This window comes from Desulfovibrio sp. GTC20076 (assembly GCF_055385905.1).
Genome location: NZ_AP039366.1, coordinates 214,579 through 239,331 on the forward strand (window position 1 = coordinate 214,579; position 24,753 = coordinate 239,331).

A 24,753-nucleotide genomic window follows, 5' to 3' on the forward strand; every position below is an offset into this window, starting at 1 on the left:
TTATATAATAAAATAATATTATTACATAGTTAGCATTTTATGTTGTTCATGTGTGTTGATTTAATAAAAACGCCACCCGTACAAAATAATGTGCGGGTGGCGGCTGTGACTGACAGGATATGACTGTGTGCTTTGTGGTGCGCTGCCCCCAGGGCAGGACAAAAGGCCTGCGCGTCCGGAGGGTTGTGGCGAAAGCCCTGCCGGTTCGCCAGTTTCTGAATACACGTGGCGGTCCGGCAGGGAAGACTGTGATTACTCGGCGGCCTTTGCGCCCTGGTATTCAGCCACAATTTTTTCTGTTACAGGCTGCGGGGCTTCTTCATAGTGGGCAAATTCCATAGTGAAAAAGCCCTGCCCTCCAGTCATGGAGCGCAGGTCGGGAGCGTAGCGCAGCACTTCGCTCATGGGTACATGGGCCTTGATTTCTGTGCTGCCGCCCTGCGAATCGGAGCCAAGCACCTTGCCCCTGCGGGAGGAGAGGTCGCCGATAACGTCGCCCATGCTTTCATCGGGAACAGAAACCGTCAGCAGCACAATGGGTTCCAGCAAAACCGGCTTGAGATTCTCCATAGCCTTTTTGAACGCCAGTGAGCCTGCCACCTTGAAGGCCATTTCTGAAGAGTCCACAGTGTGATAGCTGCCGTCATAAACCTTGACGCGGAAATCCACTACCTGGCATCCGGCCAGAAAACCCCGCGCCGCAGCTTCCTGCACGCCCTTGTCAATGGCGGGAACGTACTGGCGGGGGATGACGCCGCCCACAATGGCATCTTCAAACTGGTAACCGGAGCCGCGCGGCAACCCTTCCATTTCTATCCAGCAGTCGCCGAACTGGCCCCGGCCACCGGACTGCTTTTTGTGCCTGCCCTGGACCTGACACTTGCCGCGCACTGTTTCGCGGTAGGGAACCTTGGGGGTCTTGAGCACGATATCCACCTTGAAGCGGCGCTTGGCCTTTTCAACAGAAAGCTCGATATGCAACTGCCCCATGCCCGAGAGCAGGATATCGCCGTTTTCTCCGTCACGGCCGAGCTTCAGGGTAATATCTTCGTCCAGCAGCCGCTGCATGGCCGCGTAAACCTTGTCCTCTTCGCCTTTTTCCCTGGGAGCCAGGGCGTAGGTAATGAGTTGCGGCGGCAGGTGTGGCATGGGCAGCACAAAGGGGGCCTTTTCATCGCAAAGGGTGTCGCCTGTGCGGGTGTTTTTGAGTTTGGCCACAGCCACAATGGCGCCGGGGCCTATCGGTTCCTTGCAGGGGGTCTGGTTTTTGCCCGTCAGGAACAGCAGGCTGCCCAGCCGCTCATTGTCTTCGCTGCGCATGTTTTTAAGGTTTACATCGCCACTGATGGTGCCGGAAAGAATCCGCAGCAGGGAGAGCTGCCCGGCAAAGGGGTCGGCCAGGGTCTTGAACACAAAGCAGGCCACCGGACCTTCCGGGTCAGCGGTACGGCTGGCGCCGCCTTCACCTTCAAAGGCCGGGCGGTCAAGAGGCGAGGGCAGCAGGGCTTCTATGGCATCAAGCAAGGCCGCACCGCCCTTGTTTTCAAGGGCCGAGCAGGTCAGGACGGGAATCAGCTCTCCCTTGATAACGCCCGCACGCAGGCCGTCGTGCAGGTCTTCCAGTGGCAGGCTGCCTTCTTCAAGATACTTTTCCATAAGGATTTCATCGCTTTCAGCGATATTTTCCACGGTAATATCGCGTAAAAGGCTCACATCATCGGCAAGCCCGGCAGGAATTTCGGCTTCAGCCGTGCTGCCGTCGGGCTTGAACATGTGTGCCTTGCCGGAGAGCACATCGGCCACACCCAAAAATGTTTCACCCTGGCGGATGGGCAGTTGCAGGGCCACAGGCCGGATGCCCAGGGCGGACAGGCCGTCAAAGGTCATCTGAAAGTCGGCGCGGTCGCGGTCAAGCTTATTGATCACGATCATGACGGGCAGACCGGCCTGCCGGACCATGCTCCAGAATTTTTTTGCCAGGGGCCGCACACCGTCCACGGCGTCCAGCACAAAAACCACGCTGTCCACACCCTTGAGCAGGCATTCCATATCGCCCGTAAAGTTGCCGTCACCAGGGATATCCAGCAGGAAATGCCGGTTTTTGTTCCACATATAGGTCGCGCAGGCGGGCTGCACCGAGCCGCGCCGCCGGGTTTCTTCCGGCTCGTAGTCGAGGCTTGTGGTGCCTTCTTCAATGGCGCCCATGCGGGTGGTGGTTCCGGCATTGAACAGCAGCATCTCGGCAAGAGAGGTTTTGCCGCAGCCGCCGGTGCCGACGAGTGCAAAGGTGCGTTGCATTTCCAGTGGGGTAGGCATGGTTTTCTCCCTTAGTAAGCGATGTGGCTGGCGCGCGCGGCGCGGGCCGGGTGAACGAAACCAGGGAAGGAGCACGGTGTTGCGAAGGCGGGGCAGGGGATGCGGCTATGCCCGGTCTGCCGGTTCTGCCGAAAAATTCCGGCTGTGCGGCACGAGGGACGGGCGTTTTCCGCAGGCGCGGCCATGCCCGCCATTGTGGGAAACGTGCGCTCCATATGCTATTATTTTCCACGATACATACTTGCCCAAAAAAAGGGAAGAGCCGGACAAGCTTAGAGATACGGCCGGCCATAAAAGCGTGCAGAAGCAGCTTGACAGCCGGGGCCGCTGCAGTGACACTTTACAGGATATACCGGGCGGCAGCCCTGTGGCGGAGGATATATGACCTGGGAATGGGCCGCGGCCGGCATTGTGTTTTTGCTGGTGGTGGTATTCAGCGTACGCCTGATGAAGCGTGGTCTTTTTACCCTGGAGGACGAGCGCGCCCTGTGTGAGGAGCGCATACGCCTTATGGAAGAAGAACTGCGCCAGGATCAGAAGAATATGGCCTCCAGCGAGCATCTGCGTATCGCCCTGGCGGGCCTGCGTGACCTGCTGCGTCTGGCGGGGTATCCTCGCGGATTCTGGATTGAGGTGACCGCGCGCGGGCAGGGAGAAGCCAGGGGAGAGGCCTTGCTGCTGCACACCCCCGGCGGAGACTGGCGCATAAGCCTGAGCATGCGTGAGCGGCAGTTGCGCGCCGTGCGCAAGGTGGCCCACGGGCAGGGGCGCTGGCATCTGTACGGGCCAGAGCTTCATGAAGAATACACTGAACTGGCCCCGCTGATGTGCGCCCTGCATACGCATTTGCGGCAAAGGGACGGCAGCGCGGCCGCCGGGTTCAATACCCCCGGCACCCTTGCCGTACCTACAGCATTTGCCGTCAGGGACGAAAACGGGGCTGCAAGCCCCCTATCCGATGCTCCCCCTGAAAAGCCCCATCTGGCTCGGCGTTTTGCTCGCCGGGCCGTCCACGTTGCCATACGGAAAAAATCCCTTCCTCCGCCGCTCAAGCCGGGCAGACACCAGGACAAGTAATACTTGAAAAACAGTCCTTGGCCTGTGTCTGAAGTTCTTATGAAACAGCAATATGTCAATAAGTCGAAAGCCCATTGACCTGTGCAACCCCTCGCTTGCCGCATTGGGCAGGGTGACACCGCCGCAGGGCGCTCTGATCCCCTGTGCCTGAAGAATGGGGTTCAGGATGCTGCAAGAACGCTGCTCTGTTAAAAGTTTTAATTGCGTGCAGGAGTATTTTGTTTTATCTATTAAATATTATACTAAAAAAATATAGTATTTAATATATTGCGCAAGAAATAGGCGTGATATGCCGGTATGAAAGTCCGGATAGCATGCTGTAGAATTTAATGTCAATTAAAATATTATTAAATTTTTAATGAATCCCATTGCATTGATCCGCCCGCCCGGCTGTGTGAGGGAGCGCTGCTCTGCGCCATGTTTGCGAAATGCCGGCATTGTGTGTCCCGCGTATTGCAGGTAAGAATGCTTCAGGCGTTATGCGTCCGTACAAACAGGATATGAATGCCGGAAGGAAAGAAAAGATGACGATTGATGGCGGAAAGCAGGCCGAAACGGGCACAAAAAAGGCAACCCTTGCGGATGTGGCCCAGGCGGCGGAGGTGTCACCCGCCACGGTTTCAATGATTCTCAATGGCCGTGAAGGAGTTTCTTTTGCCGAGGATACAGTCAAGACGGTTCTGGCCGCGGCAGCAAAGCTCAACTACACCGGCGGCAGACGCGGCAGGGTACCCCCGGGAAGCAGGCCCGTCATACTGATTGCCGTGCCGAACGTAACGAACCCTTATTACGCCACGATTATTCAGGCCATTCAGCAGGCAGCGGAAAAAAAGAATTACGCCACCTGCGTAAGCGCCACCTACCGCAGCCTGGAAAATGAGCTGGCGGCCTTGCAGCTGGCCCGTTCCACAGGCATGGCCGGTATTATATTCGCCATGCTGGCGCACCCTGACGCCATACTGGCGCGCGCCGGGCGCAAGATGCCCCTGGTGGTTATGGGCGACCGGCGCGTGGGCCTTAATGTAGATACGGTAGAGCTGAACAACTACGATGCGGGCAGTCTTATTGCCCAGCACATGTGCGAACTGGGGCATAAGCACATGGCCTATATTTCCACATCGCTGGACACCTGCAACCCCATCAGGGTGCAGCGCCTCAAGGGCCTGCAGGACACCTTGGCCCGGCTCTGCCCCGAAGGCCGCCTTGTGGTCAAAAGCCGCGATATTTCGCCTGAAACGGAACTGGAAAACCTGCTTATCGAGCACACCGTGGGCTACGAACTGGCCCGGGGCTGTTTTGACGACAAAAAGATCACGGCCTTTGTGGCCGTCAACGATATGGTGGCCTACGGGGTCATGGATGCCGTGATTGAAGCCGGTTTGAGCATCCCCGATGATTACAGCGTCTGCGGATTCGACAATCTCTGGCCCTCGCATTTTGCCCGTGTGTCTTTGACGACCATCGAGCATTATATCAATGACAAGGGGCATAATGCCCTGGACCTGCTGCATGCCAGAATCAGCGGGCAGCTCTCGAACCGGAATATAACCAGGGTCGAGGTCAGCCACAAACTTATTGCGCGCGCCTCTACCGGCGCTCCGCGTCGATCCTGGGCCGGACCTTCCGGCTCAGGATCGTAACGGCCTGTCTGCCTATGCATAGCCATTTGACTCGTCAGCAACTGGAAGCCCTTACCCTGCGTTGGGAACAGTGGGAAAGCGAGGCTGCCACCAGGGCGCAAAAAATCGCCCGCGCCCGTCTGCACCTGCTTTTTCTGGTGTTCCGCTACGGGGGGCTGCGCCTTGGCGAAGCCCTGAGCCTTGAGCCGTGCCGCGCCATTGATACTGTTACGGGCATGATGCGTGTATCCGGTGCCAATGCGCGTGAAATCCTGCTGCCTTTGAGCGCCATGCGCCACATCCGGCGTATCCTCAGTCTGCCGCAGGCGGCGAAGCCGGGGTTTCTGCGTTTTGACCAGGGCTTTGTGCGTAAAAAGTTTTATGCCGTGGGCGAAACAATGGATTTGCCTGCCGCTATGGTGGGGCCGCGCGCCATCCGTTATTCCCGCGGGCTTGAACTGCTCGCCCTGCATGTACCCATGCCGCTGGTGCAGAAATTTCTGGGCCAGCAGGGGGCCGCGCAACTGAGAGCGTTTTTGAAGTTTTCCGGCGGCGAGGCGTGCCGCCTTCTGGCCGGGCAAAAGGCCGGGCTGGAAAGTGCGGGGCATAATGGCCCGGCTGCTGCGGCTGATGACGGAACAAACCTGTTTTTCGGCGTTGTCAGCGGCATCAGTTCTGGAATGCGCAAAATTCAGGTTGAGCTGACCACGTTTTCCGATGTGCGACTTACCGCTCTTTGTTCTCCCGAAGAGGCCGGCCTGCTTGAACTGCATGAAAATCAGGTGCTGAGCGCCCATGTGGACCCGGCGCGTATTGTGGTTTGTGCGGAAAAAATGTCCGCCAGCCTTGTCAACTGCCTGCACGGCGTGGTGGAAAGCCTGCATGCCGACATGGTGGAAACATTTGTCTGCCTTGGGCTGCCCGACGGCACGACCCTGCGGGCCACTCTTGACACACGGGCCGTGGGCAAACTGCATCTTGTTGAAGATAAAAAAGTTTTTGCCTATTTTCCTGCCGGGGCGGTACGTCTGCTGGCCGACTGAATTTTTCGTTCCTTTTTTTGCTCTCCTGCCTCAACTATGCCAAGCACAGCAACTACGCCGCCGGGCGTCCGCTCTCTTTCATGCCCGCAGCACTGCCGGCCCCGAGCGAGTCGGCGCTTTGCCCGTTTTTGCGCACAGTCTGCCCGTACTCCCGGCAGTGTGTGGCCGCCATGTGCTGCCACACCGGCCGCCAGAAGCTTTCTGCCCGGCGGGCATCTTTTATATCACGCTTTCTTGTGATACCGTGAACATCATGCCCGCAGCCTGTTCCAGCTATGCGGTGTTGTTAACGTTTTTAACAGGAGTGTCACGATGTTCCGTATGTCCCGGCTGTTTCTGGCAGCCTGTGTTATGGGCCTGCTGGCCCTTGCCCCTGTGGCGCGTGCCGCAGATGTGCTTATGATGGCTACAACCACCAGCACCCAGGATTCCGGTCTGCTGGAATATCTTGAGCCGTTCTTCAAAAAAGAAACCGGCATGGAGCTTAAGTGGGTGGCCGTGGGAACCGGCAAGGCGCTTGAAATCGCCAAAAACTGTGATGCGGACGTGCTTCTGGTGCACGCCCCGGCCGCCGAACTGGAGTTCATCAAGGCCGGACACGGCACAGACCGCCGCCAGATCATGTATAATGACTTTGTTATTGTGGGACCGAAAGCCGACCCTGCCAAGATCGCCGGAAAAAGCAGCGCTGAAGCTCTCGGGCGTATCTTGAAAAGCAAGGCGGGTTTTGTGAGCCGTGGCGACCAGTCCGGCACGCACAAGGCCGAACAGAAGCTCTGGCAGCAGGCGGGCATTACGCCCGACAAGGATCCGGCGTATTTTTCCGCAGGGCAGGGCATGATGGCCACGTTGAACATGGCTGCGGAAAAAAAGGCCTACGCGCTGACGGACAGGGGAACCTGGATCACCTTTGCCGACAAGGCGGGGGCAGATAATCCCCTGGCTATAGCGATGGAAGGAGATACTGCACTTTTCAACCAGTACAGCGTCATCACGGTCAATCCCGATCGTTGCCCCAAGGTTGACAAGGCATTGGCGCAAAAGTTTGAAGACTGGTGGGTCTCGCCATCCACACAGCAGAAAATCGCCGATTACAAGCTGAAGGGCAAACAGCTTTTCTTTCCCAATGCGGGCAAGTAGCTAAAAACAGCCGCAGGGGGCGGGACGGCAATTGCGCCGGTTTCGCCCCCGCGGAACGTCTGTCATCGCGTTTTACCAGCATATTTTCGCCGTCAGGTTGCGGGCGCATATGGACTATCTTGTCAACGGCATTTCCGGCGCATTTTCCCTCTTGATCCACATGGATGAGGTCACCCTTTCCGCCGTGCGCGCCACGCTGCTTTCCACCTGCTATGCCATGGCCGCCTCTCTGCTGCTGGGGCTGCCGCTGGGCTTTATACTCGGGTATTGCGCCTTTCCCGGTAAAAGGGCGTTGCGCCTTGTTTCCGACACGCTTCTGGCTTTTCCCACGGTTCTTATCGGCCTGCTGGTTTATGCTCTCATAACGGCGCGTGGTCCCCTCGGACAGTATGGTCTGCTGTTTACCCTGCCGGGAATGGCCGTGGGCCAGGCCCTTCTGGCCCTGCCCATTGTGGTCTCATGGACCGCGCAGGCTGTGGAAAGTCTGGACCCGCGCTGCCGCGACACCCTGTTGACCCTTGGGGCCAATACCCGGCAAATGGCGGTGTTTTCGCTGTGGGAATGCCGTTACTCCATTGGCATGGTCTGCATCACGGCTTTTGGGCGCGTTATTACCGAGGTGGGCGTGGCCATGATGCTCGGCGGCAATATCCGCTATGCCACCCGAACCATGACCACAGCCATAGCGCTGGAGACCAGCAAGGGAGACTTTGCCCAAGGCATAGCTCTGGGGCTTGTCCTGCTGCTCATGGCTTTTGTCATCAATCTGGCGTTGGCCTTTTTCAGGCACAGGGGGCGCGCGTGAAGACGATACAGTATAAGGGCCGCAATCTGGTACAGATGTATGGCGGCCGCATTGCCCTGAACCTGCCCTGCCTTGAGGTTGAAAAGGGCGAAACCCTGGCGCTCACCGGGCCAAACGGCTGCGGCAAGTCCACGCTGCTCCGCCTGTTGGCTTTTCTGGAGCGTCCGGTATCGGGAACACTGCGTTATGCCGGCAACGCCGCAGCAAGTCGGCAGGAGGTCACGCTGCTGCTTCAGGAACCTTACCTGCTGCGCATGAGCGTGTTCAATAATGTGGTGCTCGGCCTGCGCCTGCGGCATGACACTGCTGCGGCACGTTGTGTCTATGAGCAGAGCATGAGGGCCGTGGGTTTTGACAGGCCCTGGGATTTCGCGCAACGCGGCCCTGCGGAACTTTCCGGCGGGGAACGCCAGCGCGTGGCCCTTGCCTCGCGTCTGGCACTGCGCCCCGGGGTGCTGCTGCTGGATGAACCTACCGCCAATGTGGATGCAGCCAGCGCCCTGGCGGTGGTGAGCGCTATTGAGGCCTGCCGGAACAAAGGCGTAACCGTGATCTGCGCCACGCATGATCCGGCGCTGATCCGCACACTCGCTGCCCGCGAACTACAGCTCGGCAGGCACTGGAATGAGGCGGCGAAGGGATTTCCGGCATCCTGACGTCGCGTCGTGCCATGTCTAGAGGAATTACTGCTTCAAATGATTGCTTAACAGTCGGCAAAGCTGCCCTACATGCGCATAGCGTTGCCGTGCTGTGCTGCACATTATTCCTGGGTCACTTGCGCCGCTGCGCTGACCGGCCGTAGACGGTTTGTCGTTGTGCTCCTGTGCTCGTCTTGTCCTCGTTTGGGCCGCCCGCGCAGGGCAGAGGGCCAGTCCAGGGGCTTTCGCGCCAGTCCTGTGCAGCAAAATCACGCTTGCTCCATAAAGAGCGTCTTTTCTTGCCCTTGGCGCAACATTTTTTATTCAAAAGCAGCGCTTGGGGCGGATTATCCCCTTTTTCCCTTTTCCCTTTGCCGTGGGCAGGAAAAGCGTGTCGATTTTTTCGCGGGCTTGCTGTTTTTTTTCTGCACGGGGTAAAAGGTAATAAACACATACAGGCGCGGCAGCGCGCTTTGAAGGAGGCTCCATGTTTCGTTTCCTGCGCGTCAATATGGCGACCAGAACCTGTGTTTTTGAAGAAATACCCCAGGAATACGCGGGCCTTGGCGGCCGTGCGCTGACCTCAACCATTGTGGCGCGCGAAGTGCCGCCCACCTGCACGGCCATTGGGCCGCACAACAAACTGGTTTTTGCTCCGGGCCTGCTCGGTGCGACCAACAGCCCCAATGCCAACCGTATTTCCGTGGGCTGTAAAAGCCCGCTCACCGAAGGCATCAAGGAATCCAACGCCGGCGGCCAGCCCGGCGGCCATCTGGCCCGCCTGGGCATTCTTGCCGTGATTGTTGAAAACATGGCCGAAGAAGGGCAGTGGTGGCAGCTTGAAATAGGCAAAGACCATGCCAGGCTCGTGCCGTCGGATGTGGCGGGGCTGAACAACTTTGACGCCGTGGCGAAACTTGTGGAAAAGCACGGCGAGACGTGCAGCTATATCAGCATTGGCCGGGCTGGAGAGTTCAAGCTTACCGCGGCCTCCATTGCCTGCACGGACCGTGAGTTGCGACCCATGCGCCATGCCGGGCGCGGCGGCGTGGGGGCGGTGATGGGGTCAAAGGGCCTCAAGGCCATCATCATCAATCCCGAGGGCGGTAAAAACCAGCCTCTGCAGGATGAAAAAGCTTTTCGCGAGGCCTCCAAGCGTTTCGCCAAGGCCCTGGCCGAGCATCCCATTACCAGCAAGGGCCTTGCAGACTACGGCACAGCCGTGCTCGTCAACATCCTGCATGAGGCCGGGGGCCTGCCCACCGCCAACTTTACCGTAGGCCGCTTTGACCAGCACGAGAGCGTCTCGGGTGAGTTGCTGAACCAGATGACCAAGGAGCGCGGCGGCACGGTGGCCCACGGCTGCATGAGCGGTTGCATGATCCGTTGCAGCGGCATCCTGCCGGACAAAAAGGGCAAGTTCCAAAGCAAATGGCCTGAATACGAAACCCTGTGGGCCTTTGGGCCGCACTCGGGTATTGGCGATATGGATGCCATTTCCAAATACGACTACATGTGCGACGACATCGGCGTGGACACCATTGACGTAGGTGTCGCCATGGGCGTGGCCATGGCCGGGGGAGCCATCCCTTACGGAGACGCCATGGCCGTTATGGATGCCATGCATGCCATCAGCGAAGGTACGCCCCTTGGGCGTATCATCGGCTGCGGCACGGCGACCACGGGCCGGGTGTTCGGTGTGCGGCGCGTACCCACAGTCAAGGGGCAGAGCCTTCCCGCGTATGACCCGCGTGCGGTCAAGGGGCAGGGCGTCACCTACGCCACGTCGCCCATGGGGGCGGACCATACCGCCGGTTATGCGGTCACGGCCAATATCCTGAGCAGCGGCGGCACGGTGGATCCCCTGAAAAAAGAAGGCCAGATCGAGCTTTCACGCAATCTTCAGGTGGCGACAGCCTCGGTGGACTCGGTGGGTCTTTGCCTGTTCACGGCCTTTGCCATTCTGGACGTACCGGACGCTCTGCCCGCCATTGTGGACATGCTCAACGCCAAGTTCGGCTGGCAGCTCACGGGCGACGATGTGGTGACCCTGGGGCAGCGCATCCTTTCTACAGAAATCGACTTCAACCATCGTGCTGGCATTACCCAGGCCGCGGACGTGCTGCCCGATTTCTTTACGGATGAAAAGTTTCCTCCGCATGATACCACGTTTGACATCACCCACGATGAACTCAAGACCGTGTTCAACTGGATCGAAGAAAAATAGCAGCCTGCAATCAAAGACCGCCGTTCCGGATAGTCCCGGGCGGCGGTCCCGGGATTTTGTCTTGTGTGCAGAGCCGGGGACAGGCACGGGCGGCAGGAGGTCACACGGTCGGGCAGGGCCTGTATCAGGCACAGGCACGGCAGATCCGTTGTAACGGGTTGCGCGGCTTGACGGCGGCCCGGCGGCATGCCCATATAAAGAGCAGCCGCCAATGCGGACGAGGAGTTCCTATGCACCTGACCGTAAAGCTGAGCACCACGCTGCGCGATCATGTACCCGGCTACAATCCCGAAGAGGGCCTGCGGGTCGACATGCCTGAAGGAAGCACTGCGGAACGTCTGGCCTGCCGTCTGGGCCTGCCGCTGCAAGACATCAAGATTGTCATGATCAACGGACGCCAGCGCAAGGCGGACGATCTCCTGCGCGACGGCGATCGCGTTGCCTTCTTCCCGGCTGTCGGTGGAGGCTAGGCGTCCGTTGGCCATGACAGCATCCCGGTTGCGGGCTTTTTTCAGGCCCTACCTGCGTACCGTCTATCCCGGTCATTCTGTCTTTACGGCGTCCGGCGGGCGCGACACCCATGAAGAAATCTGGTTTACAGCCATTGCGGGCATACGGGCCTGGGCGGCCGGACAAGGCCTGTCCACGCGCGAGGCTGTGGCGCGTCTTGTGCCAGCCGGCATCTGGCCCGAGAGTTTTCGCCGCAATTATGGACTGTTTGCCGTGCATGATGTGGCGCACCTGTTACGTTGCCGGGTACTTGTGCTCGGTTGCGGCGGCCTGGGCGGGCATGTGGCAGAACTGCTGGCCCGCACGGGTATCGGTTTTCTGCGCCTTGTGGACAATGATGTCTTTGACGAGAGCAATCTCAACCGTCAGCGTTTCTGCGCCCAGAGTACGCTGGGCCGTCCCAAGGCGCAGGTTGTGCGCGATGCTCTGACGGACATCGCCTTTCATCTGGAGGCCGAGGCATTGCAACTGGCCGCCGATAAAAGCAGCATGCCGGAACTTGTGCGCGGGATGGATGCGGTTGTGGACTGCCTGGACAGTATCGGGGCCAAGCTGGCGCTGGAAAAAGCCTCGCTGGCTGCGGGCAGCCCTTTTGTCCACGGTTCCATCCTGCGTGAAGAAGGCTTTGCCTATGTGAATTCCGGGCCGGATGCGTGCCTGAACACGCTTTATCCAGGGGGACAGGGAACGGAAGAACTGGCGGTGTCCCGGCATGAAGCCATGGGAACCCTTGCCCCGGCAGCCGTGGCCTGCCTGATGGTAAAATTGTGCCTGCGTGCCTTGCTGGCTCCCGCGTCCGTTCATGCTCGCGCCGGGGCCAGTGATACCCTGACTGTCGGCGCAAATACCGTTGCCGCGGCCGTTCCGGACATTGTCACAGCGGCTGGCGGACATGCTGCCGCAGGAGCCGCTGATACCGGCAGCGAAGCGGCAGACAAGCATCAGGGCGGGCAGGCGCATGGCCTCCGTTCCCCCCTCTATCATCTGGACCTCTCCATTCCCGAACTGGAGCGCTTTTTTTGGGGGTGACGGCGCTCAGCCGCGCTGCGCGATGCCGACAGCGGGATCGGCCGGGGTCTGGACAATAAACTGCAGAATACGGTGTCAGCCCATTGTGCTGTATCTGTTCCAGGCATAAGCCAGGGGCTGTCTCAAGAGCTGGTTGCGCTATTTTCCATTGTATTCCCAGATGACCTGTCCTGTCTTTTTCGTGCCATAGCCCCCCATTTCCGTTACGGCCTGCAAAAATTCCGGCCCGCGGACGACATCCAGCAGCGCCTGCATGGCCGCGCTTTCGTAAAAGCGGCGCGGAATCACCAGATCGTACTCTTCAACTCCCACGGGTACAAAGGGCAGGCCCAGCGCATTGGCCGCGGCCCGCACGGCAAGCCCGGCATCGGCCCGGCCGGAGAGCACGGCGGCAGCTACGTTCATGTGCGTGTATTCTTCATCACGGTATCCGGAAATGCTCGCAGGGGCCACGCCCAGGCAGGCCAGCTTGTAGTCCAGCAGTACGCGGGTTCCGCTGCCCCGCTGGCGATTGACAAAGCGCGTGCCTTCCCTGGTCAGATCACTGATGCCGGTGATGCCCAGCGGATTGCCCGGAGCCACAACAATGCCCTGTTCCCTGTCCACAAGGCGCAGCAGGATCATCGGCTCATCAAGATTGTTTTCAATGGCCCTGCGGTTGTACAGACCGGTTTCCGCATCAAGCAGGTGGCAGCCTGCCAGATGGCACTGGCGGCGGCCGAGAGCCATGAGGCCGCCCAGAGAACCCACATGAGCTGAGGTCAGGCGAAAGCGGGGGTGGGTTTTGCGCAGCAGGCTGTCCAGCAGGTCCAGCGTATTGTCGTGGCTGCCGATGGCAAGAAGCGCGCCGTCCAGCGCATTGCGCGGGCGCAGCAGGTCTACGGTAACGGCCATTCCGGCGTCGCAGCCTTCGCTGTCGCGCGAAACACGCACGATCCCGTCGGCGCGGCTCAGGCTGGTGATGGTTCCCGCGCCCCGGGGCAGCGGCACGGCGATAATATTTCCATCCACACGGCCCAGTTTTACGCGCAGGCGCTCCTCCATGCCCGGGCGCGAGGGCAGGGCATGGCAGGGAACAGCCGTAGCCTTTTCCCGCTCCGGCGCGGGCCGTTTTTGCCAGAGCGCCAGCAGGGGCAGCACGAATTCCTCCATGGCGACACCCGCCGAAACGGGATAACCCGGCACGCCGATAACGGGTTTGCCGCGCACTACGGCCAATACAGTGGGTTTGCCGGGCATGACGGAAATGCCGTGCGCGACCACCTCGCCCAGAGATTCCAGCACATGCGCCGTATAATCGTGGCTGCCCGCCGAAGAACCGGCATTGATAAGCACCATGTCGGCATCTGCGTCAAGAGCACCGGTTATGGCGGCAGCAATGACCTCCGGCTGGTCGGGAACCACAGGCAGGGTGACGGATTCACCCCCGGCTTCTGTAATCATGGCCGAGAAAATCAGGGAATTGAATTCGGGCAGCACCCGTCCGGCACGCAGGTCTTCTTCGCGTGCCAGGGCCAGAGGCACGATTTCAGAACCGCTGGGGATTATGGTGACGCGGGGGCGGGCAAAGACAGGGACCTGCAGAACGCCTCCTGCCGCCAGAGCGCCCAGATCATACGGCCCAAGGCACGTTCCGGGTGGCAGGATGATTTCTGTAGCCACCATATCCTCACCCATTTTACGTACATGCTGCCACGGAAAAGCGGCCTTTTCGATCACCGCCCACCGGGTTTCGCCGGAGCCTTCGGTATTGATGTGCTCCACCATAATAACCGCGTTGCAACCCGGCGGCAGGGGGTGGCCGGTGTTGATCCAGTGAGCCTGCCTGCCCAGTTCGAGGCGCAAGGGATTGCGAACGGACGCGCTGAACGTGTCTTCGGCGTTGACAGCGATGCCGTCCATAGCTGCGCCGTGAAAGGCGGGCGAAGAACGAAGCGCCGCTACCGGGCGACTGAGGACGCGGTGCAGGGCTGTGGTCAGAGGGATGTTTTCTTCCGGCAGAGCACGGGAAGCTGCCTGAAGACGCGCGAACCAGAGTTTCCGCGCCTCTTCGGGCGCAAGCAGGGTCAGGTAGGTATTGCGCTTCATGGCGGCCTCCATATTTGGCGTATGCGTTATTACTACTGAAAAAGTTCCACCATAACAATATCGCCCATGCTGAATCCCTCACGATTTTCCGGGCAGACCAGCAGGCCGTCTGCCGCGGCAAGACCCGTGATCAGGCCGGAAGCCCCCGTTATCGGTTCGGCGGTGTACAGGGCCTGTCCGCGTGTGGCGCCAGAAGAGGAGGGGGAGGTTGCGGGCAAGGGCTGCAGGCGTACTCGCAGGTAGTCGCGGCGGCCTTGGGCGGAAGCAATGGAGCGGCTCAGCACTGCCGGAACACAGGCGGCTATTTCCGTCCCGGTCCCGCCCTGAAGGTGGTGCAGCAGAGGAACGAGAAAAACCCGCGCACAGATGAGCGCGCTGACTGTATGGCCGGGCAGGCCCATGAGGCAGACGGTGCGTCCGTCTATGCCGGCGCGGGCCAGGATGAAGGGCTTGCCGGGGCTGAGAGCGACACCGTGCGTTATGATTTCGCTTTGGGGCAGAGCGGCGAAAACCTCGACAGTATGATCGCGCGCGCCAGCCGATGAGCCGCCTGAAACAACGATGATGTCATGTGCGGCCGCAAGGCCGGCAAGAGCTGTTTCAAGCTCGCGCGCATTGTCGCGCACAAGCCCTGCCCGTGAGGCACGGCCCCCGGCCTGACAGCACAGGGCAGTGATGCTGTGGGCATTGATATCGCGGATTTTGCCCGGCGGCGGTGTTTCTGTGGCGGAAACAATTTCATCGCCGGTGGAAAGCACGGCTACGCGCGGTTTGCGCCGCACTGCAACACCGGTGGCACCAAAGGCTGCCAGAAGGCCGATATCCTGCGGGCGAAGACAATGCCCCGCAGGCAAAAGCCTGTCGCCCGTGCTTGCATCGTCATTATGGAAAATAACATTGTCGCCGGGAGCCTGGCTGCGGGTAAGCTCCACCAGTTTGCCGCCCGCAGGGCGGGAATACTCCACCATAACCACACAATCCGCGCCTTCGGGCAGCATGCCGCCGGTAGCTATGCGGGCAGCCTGACCTTCTGCAAGCGTCAGATCGGGCTTTGCCCCCATAGGGCAGTCGCCCACACATTCCACGAGGGCGGGGCTGCCCTCCTGTGCGCCAAACACATCGCGCGCCCGCACGGCGTATCCATCCATGGTTGAGCGGTTAAAGCCGGGCAGGTTTTCCGGAGCGCAAAAATCGTGTGCCAGGCGGCGGCCAAGGGCGTTGTCCAGAGAAACGTTTTCATATTCAAGCACAGGAAACTGGTGGATGTGTTCAAGAACGGATTCCACGGACTGCAAGGTCAAAAAAGCTTTCATGCCTGGCCTCCGGACTGCGTTTCCAATATTGCCCGCCGCTTTGATGTGCAACAGAAACGATTGAGTGGTGCGGCTTTTGCGCAACTGGCGGGAGCATACACGAAAAAAGGGCTTACGACATGCGTAAACCCTTTGATTCCTATGGAGCCAGCTGCGAGAATTGAACTCGCTACCTGCTGATTACGAATAAAGTTCCCTTACCATCACAGCACGTCACTAGATATAATAGTGGCTCATTTTTGTTGCTATTACAAGACCTTTCGAGTTCATGTTTTTCACAGCGGGTCATAATTTACCCCGCAGCATGCTCGAAAACGTGCTAGAAAAAGCTAGAAATACGTTTCTAGCTATAAGGGAGCTAGAAAAATGAAAGGCATGATTAAGACCAAGTTTGTCGGGGTATATCGATATGTTAGCGATACAAAACGCTTCGACGGCAAGCCTGACGAATGCTTTTATTATAGTTACCGAGATGAGGACAAAAAATTCCGCTGGCACAAGGTCGGATGGCGCAGCGAAAAAGTTACCGCGCAGTATGCGGCGGATAAGCGCAGCGAATTCATGGTTGCCGCACGAAACGGCGAAACGCCAAAGCGAACCAAGAAGAGCAACGGGATCACCTTCGGCCAAGGCTATGAAGTATTTAAGGAGAAATGGTTCCCGAACCTGAAAAATGGCGGGTATGACATTGCGCTTAGATACCGCGTTCATACGGCTCCGCTGTTCGCTAACAAACCCGTGGACAAAATCACTCCTCTGGAACTGGAGGATTACAAACTTTTTCTGCTCAAAAAGGGGCTTGCTCCGGCCTCCGTGCGCCTCATCCTGGGCGACATGCGGAACGTGATCAACAAACTCAAGAAATGGGGGCTGTTCAAGGGGGAGAGCCCCTTTCAACAAGTGGATATGCCCAAGGTGGACAACGCCCGCACTAGGTTTCTGTCCAGAAGTGAAGCGGATCTGCTTTTGGAAACCATCAACCGGCACAGCCGTAAATGGTTTTTGATCTCCACTATCTCTCTGAATACTGGCGCTCGGTTGAGCGAAGTCACCGGGACGAAGATCCATGACCTGCAACCTGAAACGCGGGTCTGGCAGATCCGGGGCAAAACCGGACGGCGCAGCATTACCTTGAACGATGCAGCCTGGAACGCCTTTACGGAAGCCCTGGAGCGGCGGAAAAGAATTATCATCTTCACCAGTGGGCAAGTTGATCAGGACACTATCAATTTCGTATCCCAGGAAACGGGCCTTTTCCCAACGGATGTGAAGTATTTGCATCTGGAGTGCGTTGATATGGAGCGTGGGGTTATCATCTATCGGAGAAGGAACAGCGCGAAGTATCGCACTTACCGGATTACGGAGGCTGTCAGGCCGGTGTTTGAAGAATGGGTAAGTAAATGCTCTTCCGATTTGATATTCACTGGCCGGGGTGGAATCCCGGTAGGTTCCAGCACTAATAAGACGTTTGACCGCTCCGCCAGCGAATGCGGCCTCAATCCTGCCGGGATTGACCCGCTCGATAAGGTGGTTTTCCATACGCTGCGGCATACCTATTGTTCCTGGGAGGCCATCAAGGGCACTCCCTTGTTCAAGATCGCCCGCCTTGTCGGCCATAAGACCACTACCATGACGGAACGCTATGCCCACCTGTGCCCGATTACCGAATCGCAAAACCTGATAAGCAAGGATGCTGACTCCACAATAGAACAGTTGAACGCCATTCTGACTCACCTCATTAAAGAGAAAGGGATTGAGCAAGTTCCGCAATCGGTTCTGGATTGGGTCGACCAAGCCGGTTAATCGTCATCACGGGTCAATATCTCGCGCTCGTTGAGATATTTTTGCAGATCCTTCTGAGGATATAGAATCTTGCCCCCGTCCTTGATGTAGCGCGGCCCTGCGGCCTTGGCTCTTTTGTTAGCCAAGGTCGCAGCGTTCAGGCTATAGACCCTTTCAACCTCTTCGGGCGTGAGATTGACCTTTCGCTTTATTTCCTCAATTTCCTGCACGGAAGCTGCCAGCGGTCCGAGCGTCCGTTCAAAGGTTTCCTGCATAGAGTCCATGCGGGCTAGGACGGTGCTCAATTTCCCGTTGAGTTCGGCTTGAATACGGGCTTTCATCTGCTCTACAGTCAAATATTTTTCCAATTCGTCCTCATGGGAGGGGAAAAAATCTTCAGGCTGCATTTGATTCCTCCAGACGAGCAGGCGGTAAAGGCTCCGCCGGTGTTTGATAGCGCAACAGTGGCAGATTTTACGTCATGAAAACATGGTTTATTTTACAAGAATTTCTTGTGAAGTAGACCAAAAAAATATACCTACTTTTCCTCGACGGAAAGCCGAGAAACGGCAATAAACGTATTCACGGACTCCCGAACACTCATTGCGGCGGACGCCAAAGCATCCCCCTGGAGCGTGGTAGGCTCCACAGGCTGCGTCAATCTCTCCTCACATACGTTGAGGGTCAGGGATACCAATTCTTTCGCCTTTTCCTCGTATGCCTTCATTTTTTCCGTCTGCTGCCGTGTCATGACCCAACTCCTTTTGTCAGTATATTCACTTCTGTCCGCTGGCCCGCTCTGCCGCAATCGCCAACAAGTAGCTTAACTCTTTTCCTATTACTGCTGCCATGCGCTGAGCATCCGCAATCGATACCGATTGAGGCTTCCCGGTATTGGACGCCTTGAGTCGTATGGAAGTCCACCGCGAAGCCGCTGCCTTTGGTGACATTTCCGGCCAAATTTGCGCCGCAAACTCGCCCTTCTTGAAGCCCTTTCTTTCGGCTCTCTCGATGACAATCTCTACAAATGCTCGCTCTACCTTCTGGGAAAAATGATCGCCATTCATGGCAGCTCCTTAAAAATTGCAATAGTGCGTGTTTTTTCTACCCGGATTTTTTGACCTTGTCTACAAGAAAATAAAGGTATATTGCAAAAGAAATTCTTGTTATAAAAATTAGGAGAAATCCTATGTGTGACGCGGTCAATTCGCTTTTTATTCAGTTTGGCTCGCATGAAAAAGTAGCTGAAATACTTGGATACACATCAAGACACTACAGGAAAATACGGCGAAAAATCGAAAGAGGGGAAGAACTCCCCTCACGCATTGAGGTGTTGTTGGACACAAAATTGCGGGAAATTCAACGCGGCTGCGAGTCGGGCCATGCCCAAGAATGAGCCCTTGCGGCGCTCAATGGCCTATGTGCAATTTCTGGCGCAGTTGGAAGAGATAAAATTGCTTCTGGCTCAAGGCTATTCCAAAAAGCTGATCCATGAACGGCTGACAGGAAAAAAGCACATTTCTATGGCCTATGTCACGTTTTGCCAGATCATGCAGAAAAAAATTCAGACTGGTGCTCCAAGCGTCCCTAAAGATCAAGGATCAGCCAATGCCGCAGAACCGTCAGCGTCAAAAACGCTTCCGACCGGCCCCCGGATCGTCAATGCCGTCAAAGAGCCGTTTCCCGACCCGCGCAAAATGAGCCTGGAAGACGGCATTTAACCCCATAGGAGTCTATGCGATGGCAACAGTGCATTTCATTCAGCAGGGCAAGGGCGGCGTGGGCAAATCCATGATTGCGTCGATTTTGTATCAGGTGTTGCGCCTGCTCGGTAAAAAGGTCGCTGCCTTCGATACCGACCCGGTGAACGCGACACTGGCCGGATTCAAGGAATTTGAGGTGACGTGCCTTGATATTTTGAAAAACGGTGACATTGACCCCCGCCAGTTCGATACGCTGATCGACACGATCATGGAGCAAAAGCCGGAAACCCACGTCATTGTGGACAACGGCGCGTCCTCTTTCCTAGCTCTCAACGGCTATATCAAAGAAAACAGCATTATCGGCATGTTGGAAGAAGGCGGACACGCCGTATTTTTTCATTCGGTCATCACGGGCGGGCAGGCCATTGGAGATACGGTTCTCGGCCTGCGTTCCCTGGCCCTCGGCTTTCCGACAACGCCCATTGTGGTCTGGCTGAATCCCTATTTCGGGGAAATCGTCATGGATGGCCGCCCCTTTGAGGAATTTAAGGTCTATCAGGAGTTCGCTGGGCAATTCCACGCCATAATCACCATCCCTCAAGGCAACAAGGCCACCATCGGCAAAGACTTGGAAACTCTGTTCGCCAAGCGCCAGAGCTTTGAGACTGCTATCAATTCCGGCCAGTCCATAGTGGTGCGCTCCCGCCTGCAACGCTACCGGAACGAATTGGTGGAAGCCGTGAATAACGCGGCTATCGCGTGAGGGGGGGCCATGTCACAAGAAGCTGACGCTCCTACGCCTCTTGAAGCGGAATTGGGCAACGCACCGGGAGTGGGCCTCACCCTGGAACAAATCCGTTCCGTGGTGTCCAAGGCCCATGACGTGATGCTGCCGAAAGATGACGCCACGCTGATGATCGCTACAATACTCAACGCCTATCTGACGGAAGTGGACAAGCTCCAGGCCCGGCACGAAAAGGGGCTGACCCGGCTCATGGCCGAAAAAACGGACGCCTATGTTGCCGGTGTGCAAACGGCGGTGAACCAGCTTTCCACAAGCCTATCCTCGGCTTCTGTTGAAGGCATCCGCAAGGTTTTTGACGACCATGCGGCCCGGCTTGCAACCTTCAAGAGCAATGTGACCCTTGCTGCCGTGGTTGTGGGCCTGTCCGCGCTGTTGAATGTGGCTATGTTCATTTTGAAGGCGGTGCGCTGATGCTACGGGCTTGTGATGATCCCCGGCTGCTGGCCGGGCTGCGCCATTCCTGCGGGCCTGTGTTTATGGACGCGCTGGAAGACCCGGAAGTCATAGAAATCATGCTCAACCCTGACGGTACACTCTGGATTGAAAAGTACGGGCAAGACCATGAATGTGTCGGCACGGTTCCGCCTGCTCAAAGTCGGTTGATTCTTTCTCAGGTGGCAAGTGGCCTCAATCTGACGGTCAATGAAAAGAGTCCCATAGTGGAAGGCGAATTTCCGCTGGACGGTTCCCGCTTTGAAGGGACGTTTCCGCCCATTGTCGGGCCTGGGCCTTCATTCTCGCTGCGCAAAAAGGCCAGCCGCGTGTTTACGCTCCAGGAATACCTGGACTCCGGCTCCATCACGGCGCGGGTGATTGAAATCATCCATGACGCCGTGCTCCGGCGCTGGAATATCGTGGTGGTGGGGGGAACCTCCAGCGGAAAGACCACCTTCGTCAATGCGGTCATTGACGCAGTTTCCACGCTCACGCCGTCACACCGCCTGATCATCATAGAGGATACGGCGGAACTGCAATCCAAAAGCCCCAATGCCGTGTTTTTCCGTACTTCGGTCATTGCCGACGTTAATATGCGGAAGCTGGCGAAAGTCAGTATGCGTTACGCTCCCAAACGCATACTCATAGGCGAAGTGCGGGACGCCGCCGCCCTGGAACTCCTGAAACTGTGGAATACGGGGCATCCGGGCGGGGTGGGCACGTTTCACGCGGACAGCGCGGAAGAAGCCCTTCCCCGGCTGGAAGAACTGGTTGAGGAAGCGGGCCTTGGCCCCAAGCAAAAGTTGATAGGCCGGGCGGTTGATCTGGTGGTCTTCATGGAAAAGACCCCGGACAATCGGCGGCAAATAGCCAACATCCTGCGTGTGGACGGCTTTGACCCGAAAACGGACACCTATCACACAGAGTATTTGTACAACGTAAAGGCGGAACATGGCGCATGAGCACCGAACAGACGCACGGCCCCGGCACTTTTCGCTGCGGCAAGTGCAAAAAACTTCTGGCAAAGGGCTACATTGAAGCTGGAGAAATCGAGCTTTTCTGCCCTCGCTGCAAAAGCAGAATCGTCCTGCGGGCTGTACGCCCCAACCTCGCGCCGCCCCAATCGGGAAATGACGGCCTCCACAATGGAGATCGTCATGCACAGCCTTCAGACTTCCGGTCGTAAACTGTCTTTTTTCCCTTCCCTCTTCGGCCTTTTGGCCCTCTGCCTGCTGGCCTGCCCTGAACTGGCGCTGGCATCGGGCGGCATCACGGAATTTTCCAGCCCTCTGGAACGGGTGGTAAACACCATTACCGGGCCTGCGGGTAAATGGATTTCCATTGTAGCTATGGCCCTCTGCGGCGTCATTTTTATCATGAACAAGGACGACATCAGCGGCGGTTTCAAGCTGCTTTTATCCGTGGTTTTTGGCATTTCTTTCATCGCGTTTGCTGCCAGCATCGTTAACAGTGTCTTCTCTTTCTCCGGGGCGGTCATATGAGCAGGCCGCTTCCTATCCATCAATCCTTGCACCGTCACGCCCATATCCTCGGCGCGGAAAGGGAACTGGTGATGACCAGCGCCCTTATCGCGCTGCTGGTGGGCGTGGGCGGTCTGACGGCTGTTTCCATAGTTTCCGCAGTCGTTTTCTGGATTGTTGCCGTGTTTGTGCTCCGGCGCATGGCAAAGGCTGATCCGATTATGAGCCGGGTTTGGCTACGGCATATCAAGCAACAGGAGTTTTACCCGGCAAAGGCAAGTCGCTGGCGGGCTGTAGGGGGGTTCACATGCTGAAACTCATAGATTACCGCTCCAAAGCCAAAGGCTTGCCGGATTTGCTCCCTTATGCCGCTCTGATCGCACCGGGCGTCATCCTCAATAAAGACGGCTCGTTTCTGGCTAGCTGGGAAATCCGGGGACAGGACACGGGTAGCTCCACGCCTGATGAACTGGCCTTCGTGTCCGCACAGTTCAACAACGCGATTCGGTTGCTCGGGACGGGCTGGATGCTGCATGTGGATTCCATTCGCAGCAGCCATCGGGCCTACCCCGCGCCGGAGAAAGGGCATTTCCCCGATCCGGTGACGCAGCTCATTGACGATGAACGCCGGGCCTTTTTCAGTGGAAACCGCTGTTTCAGCACCAGCACCATTTTTTCCGTCACCTACAGGCCGAATTTTGAAACTGCGAAACTAGTCGGAAAGGTTCAGGCGGGTGTTATTTCTTCTCCGATTCTGGAAAAAGCACTGGGCCAGTTCCAAAACACCTTGGAAGAACTGGAAGACGCTTTGTCTTCCGTTCTGCACATGCAGCGGCTCTCGGAATATGAAGCGTATGGCGATGATGGCGAAGCCTGGACGCAATCTGACCTTTTATCCCATATCCAGCAATGCGTTTCCGGAGATCTGCACCCGCTGCGCGTACCGGAAAGGGCCATGTATCTGGATCACCTTCTTGCCAGCAATGATCTGGTCGGTGGCGTCATTCCCCGGCTTGGCGGAAAACACCTTGCGCTGCTTTCCATTGACGGGCTGCCACAAGAATCCTTCCCGGCCATGTTCGCGGATTTGGAATCGCTTCCGCTGGAGTACCGCTTTTCCACCCGCTTTATCTGCCTTGACCAGTACGATGCAGCCAAGGAAATAGACTCCTACCGCAAGGGGTGGCGGCAACAAGTGTATCGCTTTCTTGACCAGTTTTTTAACAACCCCAACGCCCGCGCCAATCGTGACGCGCTGCTTATGGCCGAAGACGCGGAAAACGCCCTGACCGAAGTGCAGGGCGGCTATGTTGGGGCTGGCTACCTGACTTCCTGCATTGTGTTGATGCACGAAAATCAGGAGCAGCTCCAAGATTGGGCGCGGGAACTGCGCCGGAACATCCAGACGCTTGGCTTCGGCTGCCGGGTTGAAACTATCAACGCCCTGGAAGCATGGCTTGGAACGCATCCGGGCAACGGCTACGCCAATCTGCGGCGGCCTATGGTCAATACGCTGAACCTGGCTGATCTTTTGCCCCTGGCCTCGGTCTGGACGGGTTCTCCCGTCTGCCCCTGCCCGTTTTATCCGTCCAACTCCCGACCCCTGGCTGTGCTGACAACGGATAAATCTACGCCGTTCTGGTTCAACATCCATGTGGGCGACCTCGGCCACACCTTGATTTTCGGGCCGACCGGCGCGGGCAAGTCCACACTGCTGGCAACACTGGCCGCACAATTCCGCTGCTATGCAAACGCCCGCATTTTTGTCTTTGACAAGGGTATGAGCATGTTTCCGCTCTGCCTCGGCTCCGGCGGGACGCATTACAATCTCGGCAACGCTGACCGCCTTGCGGGAGGTCTGGCATTCGCGCCGCTCCTGCGCATTGATTCCGAAGCGGAACGGGCCTGGGCGGAAGAGTGGATCGCTTCCCTCATGGAGTTGCAGCACATCACGGTCATGCCCACGCACCGCAACGCCATTCACGCGGCCATGCTGGATTTGTCGGCACAGCCAGACAATCTGCGTTCCCTGACCAGCTTTTTCCACATCGTTCAGGAACACCAGATTAAGGATGCTATCCAGCACTATACCGCGCAAGGGGCAATGGGGCGGCTGCTGGATGCGGACACGGACGATCTGACGCTTTCACCGTTCATGGTCTTTGAGATTGAAGAACTCATGAGCCTGGGCGACAAAAACTTGATTCCGGTTCTGACCTATCTCTTTCACCGCATTGAAACGTCACTGGACGGAACGCCGACCATCCTTGTGCTGGATGAAGCCTGGATCATGCTCGGCCACCCTATATTCAGGGAGAAAATACGCGAATGGCTGAAGGTCATGCGTAAGGCCAACTGCGCGGTAATCCTCGCCACGCAAAGCCTCTCGGACGCCAAAAACTCCGGCATTCTGGATGTACTGGCCGAATCCTGCCCCACAAAAATCTTCCTGCCCAACATCACCGCCGCGCAAGAGGCGCAACGCGAACTCTATGTGGGCATGGGCCTAAACGAAACCCAGATCAACATTATCGCCCGCGCCACGCCCAAGCGCGACTATTACGTTGTCTCGCCCCTCGGCAGGCGACAAGTACAACTTGCCCTTGGCCCCAAGACGCTGGCCTTTGTCGGCTCCTCCGACAAGGAGAACCTTGCCCGGATTCAGGCGCTTGCTGCGGAATATGGTTCCGGCGGCTGGCAGTACGAATGGCTGCGGGAACGCGGCGCGGCATAACAAGGAGT

24 protein-coding genes are annotated in these 24,753 nt (G+C 57.6%); 18 read left to right on the forward strand and 6 right to left on the reverse strand.

All coding sequences use genetic code 11. The annotated features are described in order from the left end of the window. Positions 1–252 precede the first annotated feature (252 nt). Positions 253–2,316: an elongation factor G gene (locus ACZ495_RS00940; RefSeq protein WP_012625406.1), complete on the reverse strand. Its 2,064-nt coding sequence runs from the start codon at positions 2,314–2,316 to the stop codon at positions 253–255. Positions 2,317–2,697: 381 nt separating this feature from the next. Here ACZ495_RS00940 and ACZ495_RS00945 point away from each other — a divergent pair, with 381 nt between their 5' ends. From ACZ495_RS00945 to ACZ495_RS00985, 9 genes are all read left to right on the forward strand, one after another. Beyond that, positions 2,698–3,393 carry a hypothetical protein gene (locus ACZ495_RS00945; protein ID WP_012625405.1) on the forward strand — a complete coding sequence of 232 codons (696 nt, stop codon included), beginning with the start codon at positions 2,698–2,700 and terminating at the stop codon, positions 3,391–3,393. A 524-nt stretch (positions 3,394–3,917) separates the two neighbouring features. Next, a complete protein-coding gene (locus ACZ495_RS00950; RefSeq protein WP_394027241.1) occupies positions 3,918–5,033 on the forward strand; it encodes a LacI family DNA-binding transcriptional regulator in 1,116 nt (371 codons plus the stop codon). A 26-nt stretch (positions 5,034–5,059) separates the two neighbouring features. Beyond that, on the forward strand, positions 5,060–6,055 hold the full coding sequence (locus tag ACZ495_RS00955; RefSeq protein ID WP_464262493.1) for a TOBE domain-containing protein: 996 nt from the start codon (positions 5,060–5,062) through the stop codon (positions 6,053–6,055). Between the two features lie 312 nt (positions 6,056–6,367). Then, on the forward strand, positions 6,368–7,195 hold the full coding sequence (locus tag ACZ495_RS00960; RefSeq protein WP_012625399.1) for an ABC transporter substrate-binding protein: 828 nt from the start codon (positions 6,368–6,370) through the stop codon (positions 7,193–7,195). 109 nt (positions 7,196–7,304) lie between these two features. After that, positions 7,305–8,000 carry an ABC transporter permease gene (locus ACZ495_RS00965; RefSeq protein WP_012625398.1) on the forward strand — a complete coding sequence of 232 codons (696 nt, stop codon included), beginning with the start codon at positions 7,305–7,307 and terminating at the stop codon, positions 7,998–8,000. Then, the gene (locus ACZ495_RS00970; RefSeq protein WP_296983774.1) at positions 7,997–8,656 is read left to right on the forward strand and encodes an energy-coupling factor ABC transporter ATP-binding protein; all 660 of its coding nucleotides are present in this window, start codon (positions 7,997–7,999) and stop codon (positions 8,654–8,656) included. Before ACZ495_RS00965 ends, ACZ495_RS00970 begins: the two co-directional genes overlap by 4 nt. Before the next feature lie 469 nt (positions 8,657–9,125). Next, entirely contained in the window at positions 9,126–10,865 is a 1,740-nt protein-coding gene (locus tag ACZ495_RS00975; RefSeq protein ID WP_464262494.1) for an aldehyde ferredoxin oxidoreductase C-terminal domain-containing protein, read from the forward strand. A 230-nt stretch (positions 10,866–11,095) separates the two neighbouring features. Next, the gene (locus tag ACZ495_RS00980) at positions 11,096–11,335 is read left to right on the forward strand and encodes a MoaD/ThiS family protein (RefSeq protein ID WP_012625395.1); all 240 of its coding nucleotides are present in this window, start codon (positions 11,096–11,098) and stop codon (positions 11,333–11,335) included. Between the two features lie 13 nt (positions 11,336–11,348). After that, positions 11,349–12,404, forward strand: coding sequence for a HesA/MoeB/ThiF family protein (locus ACZ495_RS00985; protein WP_072311634.1), 1,056 nt, complete (start codon positions 11,349–11,351; stop codon positions 12,402–12,404). Between the two features lie 138 nt (positions 12,405–12,542). On the opposite strand, the gene ACZ495_RS00990 is transcribed toward ACZ495_RS00985, so the two are convergent. Continuing rightward, entirely contained in the window at positions 12,543–14,492 is a 1,950-nt protein-coding gene (locus ACZ495_RS00990; protein WP_012625393.1) for a molybdopterin biosynthesis protein, read from the reverse strand. Positions 14,493–14,524: 32 nt separating this feature from the next. Next, positions 14,525–15,805 carry a molybdopterin molybdotransferase MoeA gene (locus ACZ495_RS00995; protein ID WP_012625392.1) on the reverse strand — a complete coding sequence of 427 codons (1,281 nt, stop codon included), beginning with the start codon at positions 15,803–15,805 and terminating at the stop codon, positions 14,525–14,527. A 375-nt stretch (positions 15,806–16,180) separates the two neighbouring features. Here ACZ495_RS00995 and ACZ495_RS01000 point away from each other — a divergent pair, with 375 nt between their 5' ends. Next, on the forward strand, positions 16,181–17,608 hold the full coding sequence (locus ACZ495_RS01000) for a tyrosine-type recombinase/integrase (protein ID WP_464262495.1): 1,428 nt from the start codon (positions 16,181–16,183) through the stop codon (positions 17,606–17,608). Here the strand turns inward: ACZ495_RS01000 and ACZ495_RS01005 are convergent. From ACZ495_RS01005 to ACZ495_RS01015, 3 genes are all read right to left on the reverse strand, one after another. After that, positions 17,605–17,994 carry a hypothetical protein gene (locus tag ACZ495_RS01005; RefSeq protein ID WP_302785553.1) on the reverse strand — a complete coding sequence of 130 codons (390 nt, stop codon included), beginning with the start codon at positions 17,992–17,994 and terminating at the stop codon, positions 17,605–17,607. The two genes, ACZ495_RS01000 and ACZ495_RS01005, sit on opposite strands and share 4 nt — an antisense overlap. A 131-nt stretch (positions 17,995–18,125) precedes the next feature. Continuing rightward, the gene (locus ACZ495_RS01010) at positions 18,126–18,338 is read right to left on the reverse strand and encodes a hypothetical protein (RefSeq protein ID WP_291330959.1); all 213 of its coding nucleotides are present in this window, start codon (positions 18,336–18,338) and stop codon (positions 18,126–18,128) included. A gap of 25 nt (positions 18,339–18,363) precedes the next feature. After that, positions 18,364–18,654 carry an immunity protein gene (locus ACZ495_RS01015; RefSeq protein WP_291330958.1) on the reverse strand — a complete coding sequence of 97 codons (291 nt, stop codon included), beginning with the start codon at positions 18,652–18,654 and terminating at the stop codon, positions 18,364–18,366. A gap of 186 nt (positions 18,655–18,840) precedes the next feature. On the opposite strand from ACZ495_RS01015, the gene ACZ495_RS01020 reads away from it, so the two are divergent. The 8 genes from ACZ495_RS01020 to ACZ495_RS01055 are packed head-to-tail and all read left to right on the forward strand — an operon-like array spanning position 18,841 to position 24,745. Continuing rightward, the gene (locus tag ACZ495_RS01020) at positions 18,841–19,308 is read left to right on the forward strand and encodes a TraK family protein (RefSeq protein ID WP_336311058.1); all 468 of its coding nucleotides are present in this window, start codon (positions 18,841–18,843) and stop codon (positions 19,306–19,308) included. Between the two features lie 19 nt (positions 19,309–19,327). Then, positions 19,328–20,053, forward strand: coding sequence for a nucleotide-binding protein (locus tag ACZ495_RS01025; RefSeq protein ID WP_291330956.1), 726 nt, complete (start codon positions 19,328–19,330; stop codon positions 20,051–20,053). 9 nt (positions 20,054–20,062) lie between these two features. Then, positions 20,063–20,506, forward strand: coding sequence for a hypothetical protein (locus ACZ495_RS01030; RefSeq protein ID WP_464262496.1), 444 nt, complete (start codon positions 20,063–20,065; stop codon positions 20,504–20,506). Continuing rightward, the gene (gene trbB / locus ACZ495_RS01035; RefSeq protein WP_336311059.1) at positions 20,506–21,492 is read left to right on the forward strand and encodes a P-type conjugative transfer ATPase TrbB; all 987 of its coding nucleotides are present in this window, start codon (positions 20,506–20,508) and stop codon (positions 21,490–21,492) included. Before ACZ495_RS01030 ends, trbB begins: the two co-directional genes overlap by 1 nt. After that, positions 21,489–21,716, forward strand: a complete 228-nt coding sequence (locus ACZ495_RS01040; RefSeq protein ID WP_464262497.1) for a Com family DNA-binding transcriptional regulator — start codon at positions 21,489–21,491, stop codon at positions 21,714–21,716. The genes trbB and ACZ495_RS01040 overlap by 4 nt, the downstream gene beginning before the upstream one ends. Further along, the gene (locus ACZ495_RS01045; protein ID WP_302785545.1) at positions 21,688–22,032 is read left to right on the forward strand and encodes a TrbC/VirB2 family type IV secretion system protein; all 345 of its coding nucleotides are present in this window, start codon (positions 21,688–21,690) and stop codon (positions 22,030–22,032) included. The genes ACZ495_RS01040 and ACZ495_RS01045 overlap by 29 nt, the downstream gene beginning before the upstream one ends. Beyond that, positions 22,029–22,325 carry a conjugal transfer protein TrbD gene (gene trbD, locus ACZ495_RS01050; protein ID WP_291330951.1) on the forward strand — a complete coding sequence of 99 codons (297 nt, stop codon included), beginning with the start codon at positions 22,029–22,031 and terminating at the stop codon, positions 22,323–22,325. The genes ACZ495_RS01045 and trbD overlap by 4 nt, the downstream gene beginning before the upstream one ends. Continuing rightward, a complete protein-coding gene (locus ACZ495_RS01055; protein ID WP_464262498.1) occupies positions 22,319–24,745 on the forward strand; it encodes a VirB4 family type IV secretion/conjugal transfer ATPase in 2,427 nt (808 codons plus the stop codon). The genes trbD and ACZ495_RS01055 overlap by 7 nt, the downstream gene beginning before the upstream one ends. The last annotated feature ends 8 nt before the right edge of the window (positions 24,746–24,753 follow it).